Source organism: Acinetobacter sp. BIGb0102, from assembly GCF_003815055.1.
Lineage (GTDB): Bacteria > Pseudomonadota > Gammaproteobacteria > Pseudomonadales > Moraxellaceae > Acinetobacter > Acinetobacter vivianii.
The window spans coordinates 648,193-672,889 of the sequence record NZ_RKQE01000010.1; the positions used below are offsets into that span (position 1 = coordinate 648,193).

Annotated in this window: 26 protein-coding genes and 1 pseudogene; 10 read left to right on the forward strand and 17 right to left on the reverse strand. The window is 39.3% G+C overall.

Features of this window, described 5'->3' with window-relative positions; genetic code table 11:
* Positions 1-40: 40 nt before the first annotated feature.
* Complete coding sequence (locus EC846_RS05785) at positions 41-532, reverse strand: Lrp/AsnC ligand binding domain-containing protein (protein WP_004771832.1); 492 nt, start codon at positions 530-532, stop codon at positions 41-43.
* A gap of 120 nt (positions 533-652) precedes the next feature.
* On the opposite strand from EC846_RS05785, the gene putA reads away from it, so the two are divergent.
* The 4 genes and pseudogenes from putA (at position 653) to EC846_RS05805 (ending at position 6,658) form a co-directional block, all read left to right on the forward strand.
* Entirely contained in the window at positions 653-4,414 is a 3,762-nt protein-coding gene (gene putA / locus EC846_RS05790; RefSeq protein ID WP_123774511.1) for a trifunctional transcriptional regulator/proline dehydrogenase/L-glutamate gamma-semialdehyde dehydrogenase, read from the forward strand.
* A gap of 145 nt (positions 4,415-4,559) precedes the next feature.
* Positions 4,560-5,012, forward strand: a pseudogene (locus tag EC846_RS05795) (GrpB family protein); the annotation flags it as partial.
* A gap of 83 nt (positions 5,013-5,095) precedes the next feature.
* Complete coding sequence (gene trmA, locus EC846_RS05800) at positions 5,096-6,181, forward strand: tRNA (uridine(54)-C5)-methyltransferase TrmA (RefSeq protein WP_123774512.1); 1,086 nt, start codon at positions 5,096-5,098, stop codon at positions 6,179-6,181.
* Between the two features lie 249 nt (positions 6,182-6,430).
* A complete protein-coding gene (locus EC846_RS05805) occupies positions 6,431-6,658 on the forward strand; it encodes a hypothetical protein (protein ID WP_004771827.1) in 228 nt (75 codons plus the stop codon).
* Positions 6,659-6,707: 49 nt separating this feature from the next.
* Here the strand turns inward: EC846_RS05805 and EC846_RS05810 are convergent, their stop codons facing one another.
* The gene (locus EC846_RS05810) at positions 6,708-7,448 is read right to left on the reverse strand and encodes a phosphodiester glycosidase family protein (RefSeq protein WP_416332311.1); all 741 of its coding nucleotides are present in this window, start codon (positions 7,446-7,448) and stop codon (positions 6,708-6,710) included.
* 171 nt (positions 7,449-7,619) lie between these two features.
* On the opposite strand from EC846_RS05810, the gene EC846_RS05815 reads away from it, so the two are divergent.
* A complete protein-coding gene (locus EC846_RS05815) occupies positions 7,620-8,153 on the forward strand; it encodes a lecithin retinol acyltransferase family protein (RefSeq protein ID WP_004771824.1) in 534 nt (177 codons plus the stop codon).
* 141 nt (positions 8,154-8,294) lie between these two features.
* Positions 8,295-8,801, forward strand: coding sequence for a GNAT family N-acetyltransferase (locus tag EC846_RS05820; protein WP_123774513.1), 507 nt, complete (start codon positions 8,295-8,297; stop codon positions 8,799-8,801).
* An 83-nt stretch (positions 8,802-8,884) separates the two neighbouring features.
* On the opposite strand, the gene EC846_RS05825 is transcribed toward EC846_RS05820, so the two are convergent.
* The 5 genes from EC846_RS05825 to EC846_RS05845 form a co-directional block, all read right to left on the reverse strand.
* Complete coding sequence (locus tag EC846_RS05825; RefSeq protein WP_123774514.1) at positions 8,885-9,433, reverse strand: hypothetical protein; 549 nt, start codon at positions 9,431-9,433, stop codon at positions 8,885-8,887.
* Between the two features lie 60 nt (positions 9,434-9,493).
* On the reverse strand, positions 9,494-9,889 hold the full coding sequence (locus tag EC846_RS05830) for a hypothetical protein (RefSeq protein WP_062846964.1): 396 nt from the start codon (positions 9,887-9,889) through the stop codon (positions 9,494-9,496).
* 179 nt (positions 9,890-10,068) lie between these two features.
* Positions 10,069-11,292, reverse strand: a complete 1,224-nt coding sequence (locus tag EC846_RS05835) for a hypothetical protein (RefSeq protein ID WP_123774515.1) — start codon at positions 11,290-11,292, stop codon at positions 10,069-10,071.
* A 197-nt stretch (positions 11,293-11,489) separates the two neighbouring features.
* Positions 11,490-12,038 carry a hypothetical protein gene (locus tag EC846_RS05840; protein ID WP_123774516.1) on the reverse strand — a complete coding sequence of 183 codons (549 nt, stop codon included), beginning with the start codon at positions 12,036-12,038 and terminating at the stop codon, positions 11,490-11,492.
* 161 nt (positions 12,039-12,199) lie between these two features.
* The gene (locus EC846_RS05845) at positions 12,200-12,604 is read right to left on the reverse strand and encodes a hypothetical protein (protein WP_123774517.1); all 405 of its coding nucleotides are present in this window, start codon (positions 12,602-12,604) and stop codon (positions 12,200-12,202) included.
* Positions 12,605-12,740: 136 nt separating this feature from the next.
* Here EC846_RS05845 and EC846_RS05850 point away from each other — a divergent pair, with 136 nt between their 5' ends.
* Complete coding sequence (locus EC846_RS05850) at positions 12,741-13,418, forward strand: LexA family protein (RefSeq protein WP_123774518.1); 678 nt, start codon at positions 12,741-12,743, stop codon at positions 13,416-13,418.
* A gap of 133 nt (positions 13,419-13,551) precedes the next feature.
* Here EC846_RS05850 and EC846_RS05855 read toward each other — a convergent pair whose 3' ends face one another.
* Positions 13,552-14,130 carry a YceI family protein gene (locus EC846_RS05855; RefSeq protein WP_004771813.1) on the reverse strand — a complete coding sequence of 193 codons (579 nt, stop codon included), beginning with the start codon at positions 14,128-14,130 and terminating at the stop codon, positions 13,552-13,554.
* Between the two features lie 227 nt (positions 14,131-14,357).
* On the opposite strand from EC846_RS05855, the gene EC846_RS05860 reads away from it, so the two are divergent.
* The gene (locus tag EC846_RS05860; protein ID WP_123774519.1) at positions 14,358-14,765 is read left to right on the forward strand and encodes an OsmC family protein; all 408 of its coding nucleotides are present in this window, start codon (positions 14,358-14,360) and stop codon (positions 14,763-14,765) included.
* Positions 14,766-14,823: 58 nt separating this feature from the next.
* On the opposite strand, the gene tkt is transcribed toward EC846_RS05860, so the two are convergent.
* Positions 14,824-16,812, reverse strand: coding sequence for a transketolase (tkt, locus tag EC846_RS05865; RefSeq protein ID WP_123774520.1), 1,989 nt, complete (start codon positions 16,810-16,812; stop codon positions 14,824-14,826).
* A 393-nt stretch (positions 16,813-17,205) separates the two neighbouring features.
* Between tkt and metK the strand changes: the two genes are divergently transcribed.
* Entirely contained in the window at positions 17,206-18,372 is a 1,167-nt protein-coding gene (metK, locus tag EC846_RS05870; protein WP_004771809.1) for a methionine adenosyltransferase, read from the forward strand.
* Positions 18,373-18,429: 57 nt separating this feature from the next.
* Here the strand turns inward: metK and EC846_RS05875 are convergent, their stop codons facing one another.
* Positions 18,430-18,687, reverse strand: coding sequence for a hypothetical protein (locus tag EC846_RS05875; protein WP_004771808.1), 258 nt, complete (start codon positions 18,685-18,687; stop codon positions 18,430-18,432).
* 244 nt (positions 18,688-18,931) lie between these two features.
* Here EC846_RS05875 and EC846_RS05880 point away from each other — a divergent pair, with 244 nt between their 5' ends.
* Entirely contained in the window at positions 18,932-19,117 is a 186-nt protein-coding gene (locus EC846_RS05880; RefSeq protein WP_123774575.1) for a hypothetical protein, read from the forward strand.
* A gap of 49 nt (positions 19,118-19,166) precedes the next feature.
* Here EC846_RS05880 and EC846_RS05885 read toward each other — a convergent pair whose 3' ends face one another.
* The 7 genes from EC846_RS05885 to EC846_RS05910 form a co-directional block, all read right to left on the reverse strand.
* On the reverse strand, positions 19,167-19,736 hold the full coding sequence (locus tag EC846_RS05885) for an FxsA family protein (RefSeq protein ID WP_123774521.1): 570 nt from the start codon (positions 19,734-19,736) through the stop codon (positions 19,167-19,169).
* A 186-nt stretch (positions 19,737-19,922) separates the two neighbouring features.
* A complete protein-coding gene (locus EC846_RS05890; protein ID WP_004771803.1) occupies positions 19,923-20,357 on the reverse strand; it encodes a DUF333 domain-containing protein in 435 nt (144 codons plus the stop codon).
* A gap of 128 nt (positions 20,358-20,485) precedes the next feature.
* Positions 20,486-20,647: a hypothetical protein gene (locus EC846_RS18275; RefSeq protein WP_171409980.1), complete on the reverse strand. Its 162-nt coding sequence runs from the start codon at positions 20,645-20,647 to the stop codon at positions 20,486-20,488.
* A 176-nt stretch (positions 20,648-20,823) separates the two neighbouring features.
* The gene (locus EC846_RS05895) at positions 20,824-22,242 is read right to left on the reverse strand and encodes an NAD(P)/FAD-dependent oxidoreductase (protein WP_123774522.1); all 1,419 of its coding nucleotides are present in this window, start codon (positions 22,240-22,242) and stop codon (positions 20,824-20,826) included.
* Positions 22,243-22,877: 635 nt separating this feature from the next.
* Entirely contained in the window at positions 22,878-23,090 is a 213-nt protein-coding gene (locus EC846_RS05900; RefSeq protein ID WP_004771800.1) for a cold-shock protein, read from the reverse strand.
* A gap of 464 nt (positions 23,091-23,554) precedes the next feature.
* Complete coding sequence (locus EC846_RS05905) at positions 23,555-23,764, reverse strand: cold-shock protein (protein ID WP_004771798.1); 210 nt, start codon at positions 23,762-23,764, stop codon at positions 23,555-23,557.
* Positions 23,765-24,411: 647 nt separating this feature from the next.
* On the reverse strand, positions 24,412-24,621 hold the full coding sequence (locus tag EC846_RS05910; protein WP_004661816.1) for a cold-shock protein: 210 nt from the start codon (positions 24,619-24,621) through the stop codon (positions 24,412-24,414).
* Positions 24,622-24,697 lie beyond the last annotated feature (76 nt).

A 24,697-nucleotide genomic window follows, 5' to 3' on the forward strand; every position in this document is an offset into this window, starting at 1 on the left:
TGCTGAAAAATTTAAGGGGCTTTCGGGCCCCTTTTTTTATTTAAAATTTTGTGCGTGATTTAATTTTTATTTTCGAACTGTCTTTCACCACCTGCATTACAGGATAACTACGTGTTTCCTTGACCCCAGGCAGTTGCCATAAAATCTGCCCTGCAATACGACGAAACTCCTCCATACCCGCACTACGCAGTTTAATCAGAAAATCAAAACCACCACTGACCATATGACATTCCACAATTTCTGGATATTGCGTGACTGCGTCAATAAAATCATCCAGCACATGCGGTGTGGTCTTATCGAGTAGCACTTCCACAAAGACCAGAAAATTGGCGTTGAGCTTATTCGGATTGAGTTTTGCCTCATAACCCAAGATAAACTCATCCTTCGTCAACTTCTGCACACGCGCCATCACCGCAGTCGGTGAAAGGTTCACGAGTTCTGCTAATTTACTGTTAGAAATTCTTCCATCTGCTTGAAGAATATCCAGAATTTTCAGATCAGTTCGATCTAAGGTATAAATAGGGCCATTCAACTGAATTTTCCTCTAAAAAATAAGCAAATTATAGTGAGTTACTCGGGATTTATTCTGTAATGATAAATTATCTAAACCTCTCTGCTCAATATATTTTAGAGATTGTTATTGGAATTTAGCATGAATACATTGGATACTCCCGCACAAATGGATACAGCTCACGCAGACGGTTATATTACCGAATTTAAAGAAAAAAGTGAGTTTGAGCAACGCATCAATACGGCATGGCGCCGTGCAGAGCCTGAAGCAGTCGCTGTACTTGCTGAAGCAGCCAACATCTCTCCTGAACTTGACCATAAAATTTATGAGCTTGCATTTAGCTTAGCGCACAACTTACGTGAGCGTAAAAGTTCAGCGGGTAAAGCTGGGATCGTTCAAGGTTTACTTCAAGAATTCTCGCTTTCTTCACAAGAAGGTGTCGCACTCATGTGTTTGGCAGAAGCATTGCTTCGTATTCCAGATACAGCAACACGTGATTTATTGATTCGCGACAAAATCAACCAAGGCAACTGGAAAGAACACGTTGGTCAAAGTAACCTGATGTTCGTCAATGCCGCTGCTTGGGGTTTAATGTTAACTGGTAAGCTCATGGAAACACCGAAGCAAACCAGTTTATCAAGTGTTTTAACTGGCCTATTGGCACGCAGTGGTCGCGGTATTATCCGTAAAGCCGTTGACGTTGCAATGCGTATGATGGGCGAGCAATTCGTGACTGGCGAAACCATTGGTGAAGCGCTTGAACATGCTAAACCATTTGAGCACAAAGGTTTCCGCTACTCATACGACATGTTGGGTGAAGCTGCCCTAACTGAACATGATGCTGAGCGTTATTACAACGACTATACTCAAGCAATCCATGCCATTGGTAAAGCATCGAATGGTCGTGGTGTCTATGACGGCCCGGGTATCTCAATCAAGCTTTCTGCATTGCACCCACGTTACCAACGTGCGCAAATCGACCGTGTTCATCATGAACTTTACAATAAGGTTTTTGAACTCGCGTGCTTGGCAAAACAATACGATATCGGTTTAAACATCGATGCTGAAGAATCTGAACGTCTGGAAATTTCACTCGAATTGCTTGAACGCTTGTGTTTTGAACCAAAACTTGCAGATTGGAAAGGCATTGGTTTCGTTATTCAGGCTTACCAAAAACGTTGTTTCTACGTTGTTGATTATATCGTTGATCTTGCAAAACGCAGTAACAAACGCCTAATGATCCGTTTGGTGAAAGGTGCGTATTGGGACAGCGAAATCAAGAAAGCGCAAATTGATGGTATGACCGACTACCCTGTGTTTACACGTAAAGTTCACACGGATTTGTCTTACATTGCATGTGCGAAAAAATTACTTGCTGCACCAGATCAAGTGTATCCGCAGTTTGCGACACACAACGCGCAATCGCTTGCAACGATTTACAATCTTGCAGATCCAAGCAAATATTACCCAGGTCAATACGAGTTCCAATGCTTACACGGTATGGGTGAGCCATTGTACGAGCAAGTGGTAGGTTCTAAAGAAGACAATAAACTTGGTGTTCCATGTCGTGTTTACGCACCTGTAGGTAACCATGAAACATTATTGGCTTACTTGGTTCGTCGTTTACTTGAAAATGGTGCCAACACCTCATTCGTAAACCGTATTGCAGATAAGACTTTAAAAGTTGAAGACCTCATTCAGTCTCCAATCAAAGACATCGAGACTTCAGCGAAAGATGAAGGCCAGCTTGGTTTAAAACACCCTGCAATTCCACTTCCGCATGATCTTTATCCATTACGTCCAAACTCAAGTGGTTTTGATCTCAATAACGATCAACCATTAGCAGATTTGGATGCGACTGCACAAAAGCTACGTAGCCAGATTTGGAAAAGCGCCCCATTACTTGGTTTTGAATCAACGGTTCATGAGCAAAGTAATGCACTTGCAATTACAAACCCTGCACAAAACAGCGAAGTTGTGGGCTATGTTAACGAAGCAACCAGCGCTGATGTACAACTGGCATTAGAAGCTGCAGTACAAGCTGAACAAAGCTGGGCTGCAACCGATAAAGTTGAACGTGCTGCTTGCTTAAAGCGTGCGGCTGACTTAATGGAAGCTCGTATTCAGGAGCTTATGGTTTTACTTTGCCGCGAAAGTGGTAAAACTTATGCCAATGCGATTGCAGAAGTTCGTGAAGCAGTAGATTTCTTACGTTACTACGCAACTCAAATTGAAAACCTGCCTGCCAATGCACAAGTGAAGCCATTAGGTACTGTATTGTGTATTAGCCCATGGAACTTCCCTCTTGCGATTTTCTCTGGTCAGATTGCAGCGGCATTAGTGAGCGGTAACTGTGTTATTGCAAAACCAGCTGAACAAACCCCTTTAATTGCAGCTCAAGCCGTACAAATGCTTTGGGAAGCTGGCGTGCCACACGGCGTTGTTCAACTTCTTCCAGGTCGCGGTGAAACAGTTGGTGCTCAATTGAGCCAAGATGACCGCATCCAGGGCATCATGTTTACGGGTTCGACTGAAGTTGCCAAAATCTTGCAAAAGACTGTGGCAAAACGTTTATCTCCAAATGGTCAACCAATTCCGTTAATCGCGGAAACAGGTGGTCAGAATGCGATGATCGTCGATTCTTCTGCACTCACTGAACAAGTGGTTCTCGATGTTGTCAGTTCTGCATTCGACAGTGCTGGTCAACGTTGTTCTGCACTTCGTATCTTATGTGTACAAGAAGACAGCGCTGCAACCGTTATTAAAATGCTGAAAGGTGCAATGCAACAGTTGATCGTAGGTAACCCAGCGATCTTAAAAACTGACATTGGCCCTGTCATCGATACTGAAGCGAAACAAACCATCGATACGCACATTCAAAAGATGCAATCTAAGGGTTACCCTGTTCATCAATTGATGTTTAACAATGCTGCAAGCCAACAGGCACTTGCACAAGGTACTTTTGTTCCACCAACAGCAATCGAATTACCAAACCTTGATGACCTTGAGCGTGAAGTATTTGGCCCTGTACTCCACATCATCACGTATAAATACGGTGAGCTTGAGCAGCTGATCGATCGTATCAATGCAAAAGGTTACGGCTTGACCATGGGTCTACATACCCGTATCGATGAAACCATTAATACGGTTATTCAACGTGCGGAAGTGGGCAACTTATATATTAACCGTAATATCGTTGGTGCAGTGGTAGGCGTACAACCATTTGGTGGTGAAGGCTTGTCTGGTACTGGTCCGAAAGCTGGTGGTCCACTTTATATGTACCGCTTGATGGAACATTGTTCAGAGAAAGTATTGGCGACTCCATTTGCGGTGAAAGCTGAAATCTCTAACTTTGATGCGGTATCAAATGTTGCTTACCAAAGCTTGATGGCTTGGGCGAAACAACACATGGCTCAAGCAGTACCTACAATTCCAGCATTTGGTGTAGGTAAATTCTACGAGTTGCAAGGCCCGACTGGCGAAAGTAACCAGTACATTATCCTGCCTCGTCATCGTGTGCTTTCAATTGCCAATGATGATGCAAGTCAGCTTCAACAATTGCTTGCGATTTTCGCAGTGAGCAGTACAGCAGCTGTGTTAAAAGACAATGCATTCTTGGTGAAACACAAAGCGTCTTTACCAAAAGATGTTTTAGATGCGATCACTGTCATCTCAAGTGTTGAAAAAGATGCCTTTGATGCCGTGCTTCATCATGGTTCTGTTGAACAGTTACAAGATTTGCAAACTAAAGTTGCTGCCCGCTCAGGCGCAATTGTTGGCATTACTCAGCTTCAAGCCAATGAGCAAATTCCGTTAGAACGTCTTGTGATTGAACGCGCAATCAGCGTGAATACAGCAGCAGCTGGCGGTAACGCAAGCTTGATGACCTTATCTGAAGACTAATATTCTCCTTTCCGAGAAATACTGAATCTATCAATGACCCGAATCATGTTTACATGGTTCGGGTTTTTTATTATTTTGAAGCACATAACATCAAGAATAAAATGAGACGCTTTTGATGTAGTTCTTTTTGTCTACAGAATATTAGCCGACTTGCACTCGGCTTTTCGAAGATTATAAAAACAAGATCGAGCAGTTTATCCCTTTTGCCGTGATTGAACATATCGGTTCCTCAGCTATACCCAATGCGATTTCAAAAGGCGATTTAGATATTTATATCGAAGTATCAGCAAAAGATTTTGTGCTGACCATTGAACAGCTTAAACATCTTAATTTTAAGGAAAAACTTGATACTTTACGCACACAAGAGCTGTGTATGCTTGAGTCCTCAGAACATGATGTCGCATTGCAAATCGTTGTGACTGGCTCAGAATTTAAAAACTTTCTCATCTTCCGAGATCAATTGCGACATCATCCAGACCTAGTCCAGCAATACAATCAGCTCAAACAAAGATGTTCAGGTTTCTCACCACAACAATATCGTGAGCTTAAATCGATATTTATTGAAAATGTTCTGAATCAGGAACCATCTTACAAATAAGCAAATTTGATAATTTCCCTGCACCTTGTAGCACTTTTTTTGATACCATTCCTGTTTAGATTTCACCTATAGTTTTCTTGTTTATGACCGTATCTTACCAGCAGCAACTTCAAGAGAAAGTTGAACGAATCACCGCACAATTTGCTCCGTTCAATCCACCAGCTTTAGAAGTGTTTCAATCACCAGAACAACATTTCCGTATGCGTGCCGAATTTCGTATCTGGCATACAGAAGACGATATGTTCTATGCCATGTTTGAACGTGCTGAAGATGGTAAGCAAAAAGAAGTTGTTCGTGTGGATGAGTTTCCTATTGCAGATCAAAGCATTAATGACTTGATGTCTCGTCTGTTAGAAGAATTAAAAGCAGTCCCTGTTTTGTCGCAACGTATTTTTGAAGCGGACTTTCTTGCTACATTAAGCGGAGAAATGCTGGTTACGCTGATTTATCATCGTAAACTGGATGAAGAATGGGAAACAGCGGCTAAAGCGTTAGCAGAAAAGCTGAATATTAAAATTATGGGCCGTAGCCGTGGTCAAAAAGTTATTATTGGCGAAGACTATGTGGTTGAACAGTTGAATGTTCATGGCCGTACTTTTAAATACAAACAAATTGAAAGTAGTTTTACCCAGCCAAATGCACAAGTCTGTCAACATATGCTGGAATGGGCTTGTGATGCAGCACAGGGATCTCAAAAAGATCTTTTAGAATTGTATTGTGGTAACGGCAACTTTACCCTGCCATTGTCTTTGAAATTTAAACGTGTCCTTGCCACTGAGCTGGCAAAATCTTCGGTTTATGCAGCGCAATGGAATATTGAGCAAAACCAGATTGAAAATATTCAGGTTGCACGTTTATCTGCGGAAGAATTTACTCAGGCTTATCAGGGCGAACGTGAATTTAGACGCTTGCAAGAAGCCAATATCGACATTCAAAGCTATGACTTTGACACGGTTTTCGTCGATCCGCCACGTGCAGGAATTGATGATGAAACGCTGAAACTTCTACAAGGATTCGAGCGTATTCTCTATATCTCATGTAATCCAGATACCTTACATGACAACCTCAACACACTGACCCAAACCCATCGAATTGTGAAGTTCGCAATGTTCGATCAGTTCCCTTTTACTCATCATGTTGAGTCAGGCGTTTTACTTGAAAAGATTTAAACAAATTATTTCAACGTAACAATAATTAATAAAGGGTTTCAATAACCCTTTATTTTCGCTCAAAGTATATTGATAAAAAAGTGATAATTTTCAAAGGTCAAGTCATCATACCGTCATAATTTCGTTTGAGATGAGAAGAGTTATCGAAAAAATTGAGGTTCAACTGCTGCTTTTATCACTTAAGCTGACTTGTATTTTATTTTAAAGTGGCTATATTTCGAGCTATGTTAGGTTGTAAATGAAGGCTCTATGAGTTTTTGGCAAAAATTGTTCAATGCAGACGAACAATATAACGAACACAAGAATCAAACTTCTTGCGTTGAAAACGATTGTTCTTGCAAAACCAATGAACAGCTACTCGATGCTTTAGTCAAAGCAACAGATGAAGATGTCATTAAAGGCATTAAGAAAGTACTGATTTCTCGAGGCTACAGCCGCAAAGAATTACTTGCGCTGATCAAACCTCCAATCCAATAAAAAACAAGCTTGGCCTAACCTCTTTACATCAGGAGGTTAGGCTCGAGTTTCAATGACATCCCGCTTTATCCACTACTTCCGCAACGATTGGACCTAAATTAAAGGCTTTATCGTGACGTTTATTTTGCGCCAGATATAAACTCGAAATTGAACCATCCAGATACAGTGCATTATCCACTTTTAGTTGTTGCTTAAAGAATTGGGCAAATTGATAAAAACTTACCCGCTGCTGTGAAATCACAAAGTAAAGCTGATTATCTTTAACCCCGACACCATTTCTGATCTTTAAAGAATTTGAATCAGGAATGAACTGGCGATTGATCTTGCCCTTATAGAGCAACATCGGCCCGGATTGTGTTGCAAATTTAGCATTAAAACCACTCTCCTTATAATCAGCCGTTGTTTTGATTATTGCACGCTGCTCATTCCACGCGACCACCCCATTCGGCTGCATAAAGAAATTACCAAAACCTTTCGCCTGATTTAATTTTGCCGTTTCCTTGCCCTGCTCGATATATAAACCCACGGGCTGAAAATCGGCATGATACATACCACCATTCATGGCAAAACTTAATTGTTTGCAAGTTGGTAATTCTTTCTGAATATTGGAGAACTTCTGATAATAACGCCCCGTATTGGGATTTTTTAAAAATAATTTCAGCTGGTTTAAATGCTCAACCTGAATCACATCATAGTTCACCTTATCAACGGTGATTGTTTGATGTTGCATCGCATAAGCCATTGGCATAAAAGCAAAAGTACAGACTGCTAACCACCATTTTTTCATCATTCATATTTCTTAAAGCAAATTCCTTACTCAATTTTCCCATAACTTTTTATAGGGAGAAAACAGCAGATACAATCCAGACACATATTCCTTGGGTTGAGCTGAGAAATAGACTCGATTGGTTCACTGTTTTTGAGTAAAATAAGGAAGTAAATACAATAATCTTGTATCAACATGCAGCACAAACATCAACATTTCTCCCTTGGCGCGCATCTGATCGTCAAACACTTTGGTTATAGCCATCACGGGATCTATGCGGGTCGCGGTCGGGTCATTCATTATTCTGGTTTTGCTCATATTTTTAAAAAGCATCCGATCGAAATGACTTCAATCCAGCGTTTCGCACGTGGCAAACCGATCTATACTCGACATTACCCATCTCCGCGCTATAAAGCTAAAGCGGTGGTACGGCGTATGCGCTCACGCATGCATGAAAATCACTATCATTTAATTATCAATAACTGTGAACACTTATGTACCTGGGCGATTACCGGTGTTGAATCCAGTACTCAGGTTGAACGAATGCAACGCCGCTTAGCCACGATAGGTTATGTCAGCTCAGTCATGAGTTATATGAATGGCTTGATGCTGACGGTTGCGACCGCCTGCTTTGCGATTGTGCTTTATATTAAAATGATGCTACGTCGACAGGCCAAGAAATCGATCCCCGCTTATTTACATCTTAAAGAAAAACATTCTAAGAAATAAAATACTTTCTGAAACCTTATAGCTGTAGCACCTTATTGATTTTTTAACTATTCTCTTTAAGCTATTTTGTACCAATTACCAAATTAATCCAGCTCAAATAAAGCTGAAGATTTTTGGTACTAAAATTAGCAAGAGATCATAATGAATATATCTATTCGAAATGAACAACCATCTGACATTCCCAATATTTTTAAACTCACTCAAGCGGCTTTCAAAGATATAGAATATTCGAGTCATACAGAGCAATTTATTGTGAATGCTTTACGCGATTCTCAGCAATTGACCGTATCGCTAGTCGCTGAATATGAAGGCCAAATCATTGGGCATATTGCGTTTTCTCCTGTTTCTATCTCGGATGGAACAACCGATTGGTACGGATTAGGGCCTGTTTCTGTACAACCTGAATTTCAAAATCAAGGGGTTGGCTCTCAACTGATCCATACAGGTTTAGAAAAGCTGAAAACATTAAAGGCTGCTGGCTGTGTTCTACTCGGCGATCCAGAATATTATGCCCGCTTCGGCTTTAAAGCGAAGCCAGAACTTGTTTTACAAGGTGTTCCCGCAGAATATTTCCAGACGCTTTCTTTCACCGAAAAAATGCCTCACGGTAATGTAGTGTATGCAGAAGCATTTAATGCAACTGCATAATAGCTTTAGCGCTCAGCCTTAGATAAAGCTGAGCGCTCATAGATGATGATAGAATTTTAAAGTGAATACATTGGTGCAGTCACTTAATGACAAACAAGCTCCTCAGAAACTTCTAAAGCCTTTTCAAAGATTTCAGCATAGCCTGCGATAAGGTCAGCTTTATCTGTTCCATTGACAATGTAACGTGCACCTACATAATCCTTTTTATGTTGATTGAAGTAGTCAGAAAGTCTTTTACCTGTAAACATACCCTTTTTCATGCCAACAATCATGACCCGTGCCGCGATGTCAGCCTGTAAAGCAAGTTTTGGATTTTTGACTAAATCAATTTTTAAGTAATCGCCCATACGCTTATAGTTGGACAACCATGTGAGCTGCACATAGCCATATCCAATGTAGGGATAATATTGCTTAGATTTCAGATATTTTTCAGAACCGTACTCAATGACAGGTTGCATGGTTTTCGCAGTTTCATGCCAAGCCGTTGCCAAAATATAGGCCGCTTGCACCCGACTCAGCTCCTGATGTTCCTCTAAAACAGAAACAAGAAAATTAATTCCATCCACTTGAGGCTGAGTAAGTTTTCCAAAAGCTTCACGTAAAATATCGAAACCGTTTTGAATTATTGTCATGATTTTTTCCTTATAAAAATAAAAAACCGCCTTGAGGCGGTAGTTGATTGAATTGTGTTGTTAGAATTTGTCTTTAAAGTCCTTCACTTCTCTTGCAACATCTAGAATCGTTGAATCCTCTCTTGCATTGATGTAATTAAAAGTCCAGCGAATGAGTGCCCACACAGGTAAGCCACAAAGGAAATACAAGCCACCAAGGGCGAATGCACCAAACATATTCTTACTCCAGTCTTGCAAGTCAAAATGCTGAATCACAAAACCACCGCCGGCAATACTGCCGACCGAAGTAGAAATTAATGAAACCACCCACTCACGCCTAGATTTTGGCAACCGTGTCATCACAACAACAATCCAGGCCAAAAGCATGAAAGTTAGCGCCATCAAGACAATAAAAAACACACCATAGGATTTTATGGCGGCTGCAATATCTGCACCCGCTGAAACGAGATCTACCATTTTCCTCCTCCAAAAAGAAAAGCCCTGAGAAATACAGGGCATTATTTAAATACGATAGTTTTATAAAACAGCCGACTTATTCTTGTTGCAGTCATCACTCTTGTTATTCACTCCCTATCACATCAAATGTTTTATCTATAAAAAAACCTCCCGTGTGGGAGGCCGACTCATTTAATAAATCACAGTGGGTAAAGCGGCAAACGCTGCGAATGGTAAAAAGGTAAATAGTGGTCTGTTCTCATTCGCTTAGGCGAAACCTTGTATTTATGCACTGAGTTATAAGTTTTTGCATTGTTTGTATTTACAGCACAGATCTCTTCTCCCACTGCTGCATATGCTCCCCTTAAATCAAAATCCAGTTGAGTCATCCCATCCAGTGCAATGACTTGATAAAATTCTGGTAATTCCAATCCATGACTTGAAATCCAACTCCCGACCCATTTTTCATCGATATAAACATTCATGGAATGTTTTCCCGTAATTTCAAAAGTGGCAACTGGATTTAAACAAGGCTCATCTTGCATAAAGGTGACGTTATCCATACTGCCATAATCCCCTAATATCACCGTAAACTTCTCATCCACAAACAAACTGTAAATGACAAATCCCTGTTTAACCTGATCAGCAATCCGCCTTTTTTCGGGTTGATGCGCAAGTCCGGCAAGCATAAAAGCATGATGTGGTGCATTTGAGTTGCTCAACGAAAATTTACCCTGACATGCCTGAAAATAGGCAGATAAAAATGGCGCATTGGTCAGTTGACTGGCCCATCCCAACTGGATAAATACATTCGAAAGGTCATAAGGCAATTCAGTGGCTTCCAGCAATACATGATCAAAATCCTTATCTAACTGATAGGCCTGTGCATGAACGGTCTTATCATTGATTTTTAATAACTGTACAGTGTTTGCTGTTACCCGAATCACTAGATTCTCGATTTTATTAAAATCATTCAGGGTGATCGGCAGCGATATACTACTGAACATCGCCACTCGTTTACCCTCAATACTGAGCGTGACATGATCATGATCATTCTTAAAAAGAATCAGGGTTTCAGCCTGCTCACCAATCATAATTTTATAGTCACGATCTGCCTGTAGAGGCTCGATCATTCCTTGCATGTTTGCAGGACGGAATGCAGTCATATCTGGTATAAACTTGGCCTCCGTCACAGCAAGCATATTCCGTGGCTCAATTAATTGATAATCATCGTAAGTCAATGTGGGCTCCTGCATATCATCAATAACTTTTAATGAACCTAGATACGGGTTAGATTCCATCAAGGTCACCCCAACCGCATCTGGCGTCATTTTCATGCTAGATGGGACAATATAGGCAGGAGAAAAATGCGTTACGCCTTGATCTAAATACGGAATATTATTTGTATTGTTGATACTATTCATCTTTAATCACCTCGAATTCTTTATAAATTTCAAACCTTTTTCAGGTTTTAGATATAAAAAAACTCGGTCTCCATTACGGTACCGAGTTTTCTTTAGGCAACAAAAAAGCCCATCTGTTGATGAGCTTTTCAGTTTTGTCATATTTAATACGACCAGTATAGTAAAACTATAGCGTGCTTTCCGAAATAATGGAATCCTTAGTTATGCATATTTTTGTAAGTATTTTTTCGATATTGTTCAATCACAATTTCAGCTTCTTCAATTACCGCTTCAAGTGTTTTAACCATTAGATTTTCATAAGCTTTCCAAGTTTTTCTATAGCTCTCTACATTGAGCTGATGACGATGAATTCCTGCATACGCCAAGCGCCCTTTCGCAGTGTAATTTTCTTCCACCTCAGGGTCTAAAACGAAGTCTAAAACCATTCGTGCCACCAACCAGGCCAAGTGATACATTGCAATGCGTTCTGGTTCACGCTTCCTATCTCTTACGGCCTGTGCAATAAAAATATCAGCCAAATGCTGACGAACATATTCATAATCACTGGCGGTTTTATTTTCAAATACAATTAACGCAGTTACAGACTTCGCCAACTGTGTATCCATCGCAGCAATTGCACCCAAACGATCCTGATAGTTTAAACGCTCACCTGTACCACGCACATAGGGATCAAATCCTGAAGAACGTACAGTTAAACCGTGTGTTAACCACTCAAATTTTTCAAACTTAGTCACCATTGCATTCATCTTTTCACCTCATCTCATTATTTATTTTTCTGGCTTGATCTATGTTGTCCATAAAGTGATAGATCTTCTGCCAATTTGAATCATCATTTTCATGCTTGCTTCTGCATCCAATGACTTTACTTACTGCATAACGCAGCACTAATTAACTTTTGAAATGCGCTTTAATGATATTTTTCTCCTTGTTCTACACATTGCATAGCCTGCTTAATTTCTTCAAATCGAGCCTTGCTACACGGTCGGGTAAAGCTCTTGATTTGAGAAATATAACTATGCGCACAACCGAGAACTCCGACCAAAGCCTTGGCTCGTCCCTTATGTTCATTGAGCCAGCTGCTAAGCGTTGTGATTTGTTGTTCGGTTGCCTGATTTTCGATACGCTTTTGTTTTTTTAATTGTTTCTGCTCATCTTCCAGTCGCATCGCTTTTAGTTTTTTGCTGTATTCCACTCTTCGTGCTTGAAATTTACTTTGAATCGTCGTGATTGCATTGCCTTTCGCCAGCCAAGCTTCAATTTCAGCATTTAAGTTTTGTTTGATATGCATGTTTGGGTTAATTGCCTTATTCATACTCTACCTCCAACATTGAAATTTAGATAACACACCCATAATATTAGCAAACTAATATTAAATCAATAAGTATACTAATTTGACTTCACATTAGTTTGCTAATATTCTGAATTCAATGAATTTGAGGTCGATTGAAATGCTAAAAGATAGGCTCAAAGAAGCTAGAAAAAGAGCGAAGAAGTCTCAAAAAGATGTGGTTGCTGCTGTGGGGATTACCCAATCCGCTTTAAGTCAATTAGAAACAGGATTGGTCAGTTCGTCTTCTCATCTACCCTCTATTGCCAAATTTTTAGGTGTGGATGCTTATTGGCTACAAACAGGCGAAGGTCAGGCTGAACTAGATCCAACACAACCTGAACATTCTATTAATATTTCGCCCGTTCAGGCCAAGATGGCACCTGTCTTGTCATGGGTACAAGCAGGTATTTTTACCAATGTACAAGCTGTTGATATGACTCAAGTTGAAGAATGGCTCCCGCTACCCGATGATTGTGATGAGTGCTTTTACCTTAAAGTTCAAGGCTTAAGTAATTATCCAGTATTTCATGAAGGAGATTATATTCTAGTTGACCCAACAGTCCAGTATAGTGACATGCAGTCGGGTGACATGATTGTGGTTAGAAAACATGAAGATGCAACCTTTAAAAAACTGGTGATCGAAACCGATAATTCAAGATATTTACAGGCGCTGAATCCAGAGTTTAAACCCAATATTATTCCCTTAGATGAAGAATGTATTTTCGTGGGTGAAGTGGTCGATTCAATTCGTTATATTTATCAATCCAAACGTCGCTCTAAGATAAAGCACAGTTAAACGTGACGAGTTTGCATAAAAATTAGTATTCTGATAAAAATAAAATATTAGTATATTAATAAATAAAAAATAATAAGCAAATAAAAAAGCCCGAATGAGCTGATCATTCAGGCTTTTTTGTTAAATTCCGATATTATTTTGCAGCAGTTGCTTCGGTTGTAATATTTACAGTGATCTTGTCACCCACGTTAGGCACATAATTTCCGATACCAAATGCTGAACGGTTAAAGCTAGTGGTCGCATTAAAGCCAATTGCAGGTACTTTTGCCATTGGGTGCTCGCCTTGTTTATTTAACACGGCATCTAATACCACAGGCTTAGTCACACCTTTAACAGTCAAATCACCTGTAATTTTAAAGTGCTTTTTGTCTTTGGTTTCTACTTTGGTACTTTTGAAAGTAATGTTTGGATATTTTGCAGCATTAAACCATGCTTCTTCCTGAAATTCTTTATCTAAAGCAGGAACATTGGTATTTACGCTGCTTAAAGGAATCGTAACTTCAACTGATGAATTTGCAGGTTTTGCATTATCGACCTTAATCACACCCTGGATGTCAGTGAAGTTTGCACTTGGTGTAGAAAAACCAAAGTGATTCCAGCTGAACACAGTCGCTGTATGCGTTGGGTCAATTTTATAATCTACAGGCGCTGCCAAAGTTACTGAACTTGCTAACGCGACTGCTAAACCGAGGCTTAATGTTTTAAATTGCATTTTTCGTATCCTTGTTTGATATAGCCATTAGTGTATAGATCAAGTATTTTTATTCACTAGTCTTTATAAAACGATATGTTTCATCCATGCAACAATAAAAGCGTTACAGTTGTTATTTAAAACGCCTATTATAAGACCATTCGCTACTCGACAATTGATTTGAGAAATAACATGATCAATTGATAAATTTAGATTTAAATTCTTAAAGATAAACAACAAGGTAGAATATGACTCATACAGTTCAAGCTCAAAATACTTCAACACCTTATCGTGTTACGCTTACAGACGCTTCTGGTCATAGCTGGTATGCGGATGAGCCTACAGACAAAGGTGGGCAAGATACCGCGCCAAACCCTGTCCAGCTATTACTTTCCGCTTTAGGTGCGTGCACAACCATTACCTTAGAAATGTATGCCAATCACAAAGGCATTAAACTTGAACATGTTCATGTCGAGTTAGCCTTAAATCCGAATGGTGAACCTGAGGCAGGTCAAAATAATATTGAACGTAAAATTACTCTAAAAGGTGAATTTACTGAAGAGCAGCACAAACGTTTGTTAAAAGTCGCGGAAAGCTGCCCGATTCATAAGTTGTTAACGTCTAATATTTCGATTCAGAGTGAGCTGCATATTTAATTTTAGTAAACATAAAAAAAGCGCCCTATTCAGAGCGCTTTTTTACTACTTAATTTAATTAAGCAGTCAATTCTTTAACCGCAGCAACAACCGCTTCAGTCGTAATACCGAAGAATTGGAACAAGTCTTTTGCTGGAGCAGATTCGCCATAAGTCGTCATACCGATCACTTTGCCGTCTAAGCCAACAAACTTCCACCAGTAATCCACATGAGCCGCTTCAACTGCTACGCGTGCACGAATATGTGCAGGCAATACCGCTTCACGATATGCAGCATCTTGCTTCATAAACTCTTCAGCACATGGCATAGACACAACACGCACACCTTCAAGTTGTGCATATGCTTCCATTGCCAATGAAACTTCTGAACCAGTCGCGATGATGATTGCTTTTAACTCGCCTTTCTCTTCAGCAAGCACATAACCACCTTTTGCAACATTTTGAATTTGAGCTTCATTACGTGCTTGGAATGGCAAGTTTTGACGAGAGAAAATTAACGCTGATGGACCATCTTTACGTTGAAGTGCAGATTTCCAAGAAACCGCCGCTTCAACTGTGTCACATGGGCGCCATGTATTTAAGTTTGGCGTACCGCGTAATGATGCAATTTGTTCAATTGGTTGATGCGTAGGACCATCTTCACCCAATCCGATCGAGTCATGCGTATATACATGAATCACACGTTGCTTCATCAATGCAGACATACGCACGGCATTACGCGCATATTCCATAAACATCAAGAATGTTGCAACGTAAGGTACGAAACCACCGTGTAAAGCCACACCATTCGCAATTGCAGTCATACCAAATTCACGAACACCGTAATACACGTAGTTACCCGCTGGGTTTTCCTGTACGCCTTGGCAACCTTTCCAAAGTGTTAAGTTAGAACCCGCCAAGTCAGCAGAACCACCTAATAATTCAGGCAGTAATGGACCAAATGCTTGTAATGTATTTTGGCTTGCTTTACGTGTTGCAATAGTTTCAGCTTTAGCATTGGTTTCAGCAATGAAAGCATCTGCTTGTGCTGCAAACTCAGCTGGCAAATCACCATTGATACGGCGTAATAATTCTGCTGCTTCAGTTGGATATTTTGCTTGGTATTGAGCAAACAATTCATTCCATGCTGCTTCAGACGTTTCACCTTTTGCTTTTGCATCCCAAGCTGCATATACATCTTCAGGAATAACAAATGAATCTTCTTTCCAGCCTAATGCTTCACGGGTTAAAACGATTTCGTCTTTACCCAATGGTGCGCCGTGGCAATCTTCTTTACCTTGTTTGTTTGGTGAACCTAAACCAATCACCGTTTTACAGATAATGATTGTTGGTTTATTGGTTTCAGCTTTTGCTTCAAGAGTTGCTTGGCGAATTGCAGCAGCATCATGGCCATCTACATGAAGAACTTGCCAACCGTATGCATTGAAACGTTGTTCAGTATCATCACTGAACCAACCTTCCACTTCACCATCAATTGAAATACCGTTGTCATCGTAGTATGCGATTAACTTACCAAGACCTAAAGTCCCCGCAAGTGAACATACTTCGTGAGAAATACCTTCCATTAAGCAGCCATCGCCAAGGAAGCAGTAAGTGAAGTGATCAACAACGTTTAAATCGTCTTTGTTGAACTGTGCAGCCAAAGTTTTTTCAGCAAGTGCGAAACCAACTGCATTGGCAATCCCCTGACCTAATGGACCAGTTGTTGTTTCGATACCAGGTGCATAACCATATTCAGGGTGACCTGGTGTTTTAGAGTGTAATTGACGGAACTGTTTTAAATCTTCAATAGATAAATCATAACCAGTCAAATGCAATAACGCATATTGCAACATAGAGCCATGACCATTTGACAATACGAAGCGGTCACGGTTCGCCCATTGCGGGTTGGTCGGGTTATGATTTAAAAATTCACGCCAAACCACGTCAGCGATATCTGCCATCCCCATTGGTGCACCTGGATGCCCTGAGTTTGCTTGTTGCACAGCATCCATTGCCAAGACACGAATTGCATTTGCAATACGACGTTCATTTAAAGGGGTTGTCATAAGTCAGAATCCGATTAAATCAAATAAGATGAGAGAAGATGAGAGAAGATGAGAAACCATCTTTCAAAAACTGCCACTATTGTCTTAAAAAAACGCCAATGGGTAAAGTCCAATAGACGATATTTCTTGTTTTTCACGCAATCATTTAGCATTAAGTGTGTAAATGTTCATACGATAGGCAGTACCAGCAATATCAAGTAAAAAATTTAAGCGACAAATTACAGATTTATTCATATAAAAAACACTAAATATCAATTTCCCTGATACTCATATCAATAAAAACATCATGAAAATGAAATAAATTCACGCTTTTTAATCAGCTTGTGCTAGTCCTATGCGCCAAGTCGATGTAACATACTCTGTCTTTTTGAAAATACCAATGATAGGACGTTCATGCGCGAGTATGCTGTTTTTACTTCAGAATCTGTAAGCGAAGGTCATCCAGATAAAATGGCTGACCAAATTAGCGATGCAATTTTAGATGCAATCCTAAGAGAAGACCCGTATGCGCGTGTCGCTTGTGAAACATTAGTAAAAACAGGTGCGGTTGTTCTTGCTGGTGAAATCACAACGACAGCAAATGTGGACTTTGAAGCGATTGTACGTCAAACCGTAAATGGAATTGGTTATCACCACTCTGACTTAGGTTTCGATGGTTCAACTTGTGCCGTGATCAACATGATCGGAAAGCAGTCTCCTGAGATTGCACAAGGTGTTGATCGCCAAAAGCCAGAAGATCAAGGTGCAGGTGACCAAGGTCTCATGTTCGGTTACGCAAGCCGTGAAACTGACGTGTTGATGCCTGCTCCAATCTCTTACGCTCACCGTTTAATGGAGCGTCAAGCAGAATTACGCCGTTCAGGTGCATTGCCATGGTTACGCCCAGATGCGAAAAGCCAGGTAACGTTTGCTTATGAAAATGGCAAACCGGTTCGTTTAGATGCTGTTGTTTTATCAACTCAACATGATCCTGAAATTTCTCAAATTCAGTTAAAAGAAGCTGTCATTGAAGAAATCGTTAAACCGATCATTCCTGCTGAAATGTTCCATGCAGGTACTAAATTCCATATCAACCCAACAGGTATGTTCGTTATTGGCGGTCCTGTAGGTGACTGTGGTTTAACAGGTCGTAAAATTATTGTAGATACTTACGGCGGTATGGCTCGTCACGGTGGTGGTGCTTTCTCTGGTAAAGATCCATCAAAAGTTGACCGTTCGGCTGCTTATGCAGGCCGTTATGTTGCGAAAAATATTGTTGCAGCGGGTTTAGCAGATAAATGTGAAATTCAGGTGAGTTATGCAATCGGTGTTGCTGAACCAACTTCAATTTCAATCAACACTTTTAACACCGGTAAAGTATCAGACGAGTTAATTGTTCAACTTGTACGTGAACACTTTGACTTACGTCCATACGGCATTACCCGTATGCTAAATCTGATTCAACCAATGTATAAGCAAACAGCAGCTTATGGTCACTTTGGCCGTGAAGGTTCTGACTCTGCCTTTACTTGGGAAAAAACAGATAAAGTAGATATCCTGAAAGATGCAGCTGGACTCTAATCCACTACTCTTCAATAAAAAAGCTCGCAATTGCGAGCTTTTTTATAACCCCAATCATTATTTATTCGAATTGGTATTATCCTGTTTGAACATCTCCAGCAGCGAATTGCTTTGAACTGGTTGATCTTCTTGATGATGCTGACTATATAAATGTGCAAGTTTAATGACCACCACCACTGCTAGGCAGGCAGCAACACAAAACATCCACAAGCCATAAGGGCTGCGAATATGCTGAGAACCGCAATACGGGCACTCTTTATCTGTTGATGCGACGACCTTGTCACAACATGCACAATGATATTGATATAACATCATTAACACCTCCTCTCTTTATTTTTTTATTTTCTTTTTACAACAAATACTCATATGTCACACTTTTATCCTATGAGAAAAAAAACCATAATTCAATCACGTTTTCTGACCTATGCATTCAAATTAACAAATTTTTATGACAATTTGATTAGAATCTTAATTTTAAGAAAATCATTAAGTTCTTAATATTATTTTGATCTTTCATGTTATTTGTTAAAATAATGTTTTGCAAATTGTGGAATAGATGATGACCCAATTGATTAATAAAGGTGGATTTCGCGAACGCGCCAACCGTAGTCGCAAGTACAAACAGTCAGAAAACGAAGTCACTACCCTGCAACCTAGCCAATATCAACCACAGCCTAAAGAAACAGAGACTTCTACGAATCCCGAATCACACCCCGATCATTCCATCCAAAAAGATCAAACATAAAAAAAGCACACTCAATAAGGTGTGCTTTTTTTGCAAATTATGAATCTAATCAATTCACATCTTTAAATTCGATTTTCTTCTGATCAGGTTTTACTTCACGAGCTTCACCATCAATAATGGTTGAGTCACGATACTGACCACCACCTTGTTGTTGATTTTGCATATCTTGCATCTGGCGCATCAGGTCAGCAAACGGATTCTGTCCTGCAGCACCACCCATGTTGCCCATACCGCCCATCATCTTATCCATCATGGCTTGCTGACGTTTTGCCATGGTTTTCATCAAGGCATTGCGGAACGCCGTTTGAACAGATGGAATCAACACCAATACCGCCAATACATCCGAAATTAGACCAGGAATCATCAGTAAGAAACCTGCCATTGCAAGCGCCAGCTTCTTGGTCACAGCAGGATCTCCACCCAACTGACCTGTCATCTGCATTTGCTGTAATTGCGGCATAATCGTTGAAGCACTTGAACGTAACAGGTTTAAACCAATAAAGAATGCGATAATGAACCAGAAAAAGACATACCACATACTTCCAACGAGGTCACCCACGCCAATCCAGACTAAAACCTCGGCAATTGTGCCAAATACCACGATAAGAAGTAGATTCATGTCAAATCTCTAAAATTAAAACCTTGTGCAATATTGAACAATCAATCCTGACACAACAAATAAAATAAACTCAATACCCTTAATGATGGGTACATTTTAAAATTTATCAAGTCTTATAGAATAGCTTGTATAAAAAAACTCCCAACTAAATCAAATCTAATTGGGAGCTTAGATATTTTTTAAAGATTAGCCACAAGTTGCTTGAGTAATCTTCTTAGACTGGGGATCGATCGTTACAGTCACACGATTCTCACGATAATCCATGGTCACTGGCTGATTTGGACCTACACTACGTACAATTTCAGATTTGGTTTTTTGCTTGATTTGCGCTTCTGTTAAGCCAGACTGTCCAACCAACTTAGCGGCTTCATCAGCGATACATTTAGGTTGACTTGCGCGAAAAAGTTCCCATTCTTCAACTACTTGACCATTTGGTAATTTACAATAACCGACCTGACCATTGGCTTCATTACGGATTTCTAACTGTCCACCTTGGTCTACACAGTATTTACTAGCTGGGTTAGGCATACCAATTTTTGGTGGAGTTGTGTCTTTATTTGGTGTTGCTGAACACGCTGCAAGTGAAGTAAGAACCACACCTAAAAGTAAGATCTTTTTCATAGTTTGAATTCTGATAAAGTGAAAAAGCAAAGATAACAAAATAACTTAACTTTTTATGTCAATGATTTGAAACAGGAAGCGATTTTTCTATTTATATGATCCAAATGTATTCAATACTTAACTCATGACTATTGAATAATCACATACTCTAATCGGATCGCCTGATCCACTAAATAATGCTCTTTGATAATATAAAAATAAGGTCGCGTGCTAATCCACTCATCCATTGCCAGAATTGCTTCTGTATAGCCAGTGAGTGCGGAAAAATCTTTGACTTGTATGATATCCATGAGCTGATCTCTTTTTTTGTTAAGCCTAGCACACTCAACCTATTTTGCTAAAGAATAAAATATAGCCAGATTCATCAACAGATTTTTATATAGCCATGATCTATTTTGCCTGCCTCTCCCAATATAAAAAGTGCCTCGACATAAGAGACACTTTTAGGGACAAGATAGATCGATATTTAGAAAGAGACCATTTTTCCAGGATTCAGCATACCTGTAACGCCGTACCAACCTTTTGACATTGGAATCGCAAGTGGTGCCAGCAGACGTCCAAATAAAATATCACTGTGCTGGATCTTGGTTAACATTGCATAATCTGTATTTAAACCAGAAAAATCATCTGCAATCGCTTTACCGATACGAACCGTTTGTGCCACACCATGACCACTCCAGCCGTGTACCGCATATATTGGATATTTTTCTCCAAATTTTCGGTTATCCGTTGCGCCGTTCATGGTCAGATCACTGACCCCGCTCCAACAGAAATCCATCTCCACATTTTTTAACTGTGGAAATACTTTATTTGCCCGACCAAGCAAATATTGGTTAATACGACCTACACTCCAGCTTGTACCTGTTCCTTGCCCACCGAACAATAAACGGTTTTTCGAAACGCCACGATAATAGTCAATCTGCAACTGCGTATCATAGACAGGATGATCCAGTGGCAATAATTCAGTTAAAGGAACTTCTAAAGGTGCAGTTACCGCAATGTAGGTATGGAATGGAATCGCTGTCTGCTTCTTTTCAGGCAGCAATTTAAAAGCATTGTGATGCACGGCAATAACGACACTTTTACGTGCTTTAATGGTGCCTGTCTTGGTTTTAACATAAATACCATCCGCCTGTTCAGAAATAGACAATACCTCTGTCTGCTCAAACACTTGGCCACCATTTTTACAAAAACCATGCACCAAAGCACGATTTAAAGCCAATGGCTGAATATGACCACCTAAATCATCAACCAGCCCACCTTTATAAAGGTCAGATTTAATTAATTCCTTCAGCTCGTATTCGCCCATAACCTTGGTATTGTTTTCACCTAAATACTTCCTCGCATCTGCGCCTTGCGTCAGTGCAATGAGATGCCCTTCATGCACAGCAGCGGTAACGTGCCCACGCTTACGTGCCAATTCAACATCATATTTTTCACTGATCTGGTCAATTAATGACATCGCTTCGGTAGAGGTAAAATGCCAAAGCTTTTTAGCATCTTCATAACTAAAACGCTTAATCATTTCCTCTGCTTCCCAACGTGCAAGCCCAGGTGTGAGCTGTCCACCATTTCGACCTGAAGCAGAAGAACCAATGCGATTTTTCTCAACCAGAATCGTATCTACACCCTGTTCAGATAAATGCAAAGCCGCGGAAGCGCCCAGCAACCCACCGCCAATCACCACGACATCACACACCTGATCCGAATTGAGTGCATCAAAGGTATGCCAATCTTCCAAAGCACTTTCATAATAATTGGCTGGATGCTCAAATTTCCCATGCTTAGGATTCACCCAACTCCACTCATTCGAATTTTGATATGCCTTACTTTCTTTAAAGACAACATCATCTAAATGGGCTGGTTTTTTTATACCGTTAGACATTTGGAATTCACCTAAAAATAAATTTTCTTACTAATAATGAAACAAGCTTAGCCGCAAAATAATGATTAATAAAACCAGAATCTTTCAATAATATTGATAGGTATTGAATAACTATAATTTTAGGTGAATCGTTAAAACCTTAAATTTTATCGCTGGTTAGCTATTCGGCGTGAAATGAAGCATAAGAAAAAATTATAAAAAATATGGCTGACAAAATAGCTGGGAAAAACTAAGCAAGTCAGCTTGTCTGGACATTAAAAAAGCACCCGAAGGTGCTTTTCTCTCTATAGGCTGGTTGCAAGTAATACCACAAAACTAAATAACAACGTGCCTAAAGATCTTTTACAATGTACATGAACTTCATGCTCAAACCCTTGAGCATATGACTCCAAGTTTTCCATAACTCTACCGCTCATTAAATGTACTGCACTTATTAATTTGCCTAACAAATTAACAAAATAAAATTAGCAAAAAGTCGTAGATCTGGCTAGCACAAATTTTGTACAAAAAAGTTGATTTATGACAAAAATAGTCGCTTCACTCAAAATAATTAAATATTTAATTTAAAGAAATGCAAAAGCAGCGATACAAAAAAAAGCCCACTAAGGTGAGCTTTTTTCAATTATTTCCAAGTTCTAAGGAACAACAGTAATACCCGTTGCCTGTGGTCCTTTTTTGCCATCAGTAATTGTAAATGTTACACGTTGGCCTTCATGAAGCACTTTAAAACCGTTGCTTTGGATTTCACTGAAGTGAGCAAAAACGTCCTGTCCAGAATCAGCATGAATGAAGCCAAAACCTTTAGTTTCGTTGAACCATTTCACTGTACCAGTCACAGTATTAGACATATATTTTAACCTATTTAATAAATTTGGGGATGCTTAGCAGCAAGTAACTTGGAATCATAAACTCTGAGATTAGATCTGATAAAACGAAAGGTTTATCTAAACTATGAAATGCAAGATTTACTGAATCAACAGCGTTATTCTTCTAGTTGTAATTTACTATACACGAGTTTACTTTTTAGGCGCAATGAATATTTATTGATCGTATACAGATGTCCTTATTTGGCGATCGGTACATTGCTACTCTTGCAATTTTTCCAATAATTTTCAATTAATTATTATTCAGGTTTAATTTAAAAGTCATCAGCTCAGATAATGATATAAATTTTTAACATATTATTTCACAGGCTTTTAGCTTAATTACAAGAGCGACCACTACGTGATCTATATGTTAAACCGTTCACTAAAATCCGTTTGCCACAAAAAAAGCCCACATGAGGTGAGCTTTCTTTTTACTGGTCTAAAAATTAGATAACAGTGATAAGGGTTGCTTGTGGTCCTTTCTTACCTTGACCAAGTACGAAAGAAACGCGTTGGCCTTCTTGTAATACTTTAAAACCTTTGCTTTGGATTTCGCTGAAGTGTGCAAAAACATCTTCACCAGAATCAGCTTGAATGAAACCAAAACCTTTAGTTTCGTTAAACCACTTAACAGTACCGGTAACTGTATCAGACATACTTTTAAACCTTTTAAAATTTGTTCATTTATAAATTAAATCAAAATTTTCTAATCATGATTTAACTTAATCTATCTTTATTTGATAGATACTGCAAGCATACCAAACTTTAAGCCAAACGAGATAGTAGATTAATAGAAGTATAAAAAGTTTTATCTGCTAAGTGAGCAATATTGCGTTTTAATAAATCGCATAGTTTCAAAACAGGATTTACTTTTAAATCAAAAAATTACATCAAAAATTTACCGCTAAAAATAACGAACAGCTCAAATAAATCCATGTAGTGTATAGAAAAAATATCTTAATTTTTTACATTTGAGTTATTTTTTGCATGATGATTTCACCCAAAAAATGGTTTTTCATTTCAAATTTAGCTTTGAGCCACTCAAGCATTTCTCTATCAGAAAATGAACTCCCTTAGATTTGAACAAAATTATGTGGCTTACTTTCATTCTATCGAAATAAGCCCCTCCACCTCATCTGCTTCAAAGGCAGAATAACGAGTGACTAAATTTTTATGCTGTTTCGGCAGTAGCCCCTAAGTAAAGATTTATAGATTGACTAAAATATGTGAGTGGCAATAAATGACAATTTTCCAGATATAAAAAAAGCCCACATAAAGTGAGCTTCATTTTCAAGCAATCTTATTAGATAACTTTAATCGTTGTTGCTTGTGGTCCTTTTTTACCTTGACCAAGTACAAACGAAACGCGTTGGCCTTCGTTTAATACTTTGAAACCATTGCTTTGGATTTCGCTGAAATGTGCAAAAACATCTTGACCAGAGTCAGCTTGAATGAAACCAAAACCTTTAGTTTCGTTAAACCACTTAACAGTACCAGTAACTGTATCAGACATACTTTTAAACCTTTAAACTTTGTTCATTTATGAGTTAAATCAAATTTTTAATATTGATCTAACTCAATCTATCTTT

Bases quoted from the DNA above. Each gene is read 5' to 3' on its own strand.
- tkt (WP_123774520.1), bottom strand. From the start codon at position 16,812: ATGACAACCCCTTTAAATGAACGTCGTATTGCAAATGCAATTCGTGTC.
- EC846_RS05880 (WP_123774575.1), top strand. From the start codon at position 18,932: ATGACCCAATTGATTAATAAAGGTGGATTTCGCGAACGCGCCAACCGT.
- metK (WP_004771809.1), top strand. From the start codon at position 17,206: ATGCGCGAGTATGCTGTTTTTACTTCAGAATCTGTAAGCGAAGGTCAT.
- EC846_RS18275 (WP_171409980.1), bottom strand. From the start codon at position 20,647: ATGGATATCATACAAGTCAAAGATTTTTCCGCACTCACTGGCTATACA.
- EC846_RS05910 (WP_004661816.1), bottom strand. From the start codon at position 24,621: ATGTCTGATACAGTTACTGGTACTGTTAAGTGGTTTAACGAAACTAAA.
- EC846_RS05860 (WP_123774519.1), top strand. From the start codon at position 14,358: ATGACTCATACAGTTCAAGCTCAAAATACTTCAACACCTTATCGTGTT.
- EC846_RS05850 (WP_123774518.1), top strand. From the start codon at position 12,741: ATGCTAAAAGATAGGCTCAAAGAAGCTAGAAAAAGAGCGAAGAAGTCT.
- EC846_RS05900 (WP_004771800.1), bottom strand. From the start codon at position 23,090: ATGTCTAATACTGTGACTGGTACAGTGAAATGGTTCAACGAAACTAAA.
- EC846_RS05905 (WP_004771798.1), bottom strand. From the start codon at position 23,764: ATGTCTGATACAGTTACCGGTACTGTTAAGTGGTTTAACGAAACTAAA.
- EC846_RS05820 (WP_123774513.1), top strand. From the start codon at position 8,295: ATGAATATATCTATTCGAAATGAACAACCATCTGACATTCCCAATATT.
- EC846_RS05875 (WP_004771808.1), bottom strand. From the start codon at position 18,687: ATGATGTTATATCAATATCATTGTGCATGTTGTGACAAGGTCGTCGCA.
- EC846_RS05890 (WP_004771803.1), bottom strand. From the start codon at position 20,357: ATGAAAAAGATCTTACTTTTAGGTGTGGTTCTTACTTCACTTGCAGCG.
- EC846_RS05835 (WP_123774515.1), bottom strand. From the start codon at position 11,292: ATGAATAGTATCAACAATACAAATAATATTCCGTATTTAGATCAAGGC.
- EC846_RS05895 (WP_123774522.1), bottom strand. From the start codon at position 22,242: ATGTCTAACGGTATAAAAAAACCAGCCCATTTAGATGATGTTGTCTTT.
- EC846_RS05815 (WP_004771824.1), top strand. From the start codon at position 7,620: ATGCAGCACAAACATCAACATTTCTCCCTTGGCGCGCATCTGATCGTC.
- EC846_RS05830 (WP_062846964.1), bottom strand. From the start codon at position 9,889: ATGGTAGATCTCGTTTCAGCGGGTGCAGATATTGCAGCCGCCATAAAA.
- EC846_RS05825 (WP_123774514.1), bottom strand. From the start codon at position 9,433: ATGACAATAATTCAAAACGGTTTCGATATTTTACGTGAAGCTTTTGGA.
- trmA (WP_123774512.1), top strand. From the start codon at position 5,096: ATGACCGTATCTTACCAGCAGCAACTTCAAGAGAAAGTTGAACGAATC.
- EC846_RS05845 (WP_123774517.1), bottom strand. From the start codon at position 12,604: ATGAATAAGGCAATTAACCCAAACATGCATATCAAACAAAACTTAAAT.
- EC846_RS05840 (WP_123774516.1), bottom strand. From the start codon at position 12,038: ATGAATGCAATGGTGACTAAGTTTGAAAAATTTGAGTGGTTAACACAC.
- putA (WP_123774511.1), top strand. From the start codon at position 653: ATGAATACATTGGATACTCCCGCACAAATGGATACAGCTCACGCAGAC.
- EC846_RS05855 (WP_004771813.1), bottom strand. From the start codon at position 14,130: ATGCAATTTAAAACATTAAGCCTCGGTTTAGCAGTCGCGTTAGCAAGT.
- EC846_RS05810 (WP_416332311.1), bottom strand. From the start codon at position 7,448: ATGATGAAAAAATGGTGGTTAGCAGTCTGTACTTTTGCTTTTATGCCA.
- EC846_RS05885 (WP_123774521.1), bottom strand. From the start codon at position 19,736: ATGAATCTACTTCTTATCGTGGTATTTGGCACAATTGCCGAGGTTTTA.
- EC846_RS05805 (WP_004771827.1), top strand. From the start codon at position 6,431: ATGAGTTTTTGGCAAAAATTGTTCAATGCAGACGAACAATATAACGAA.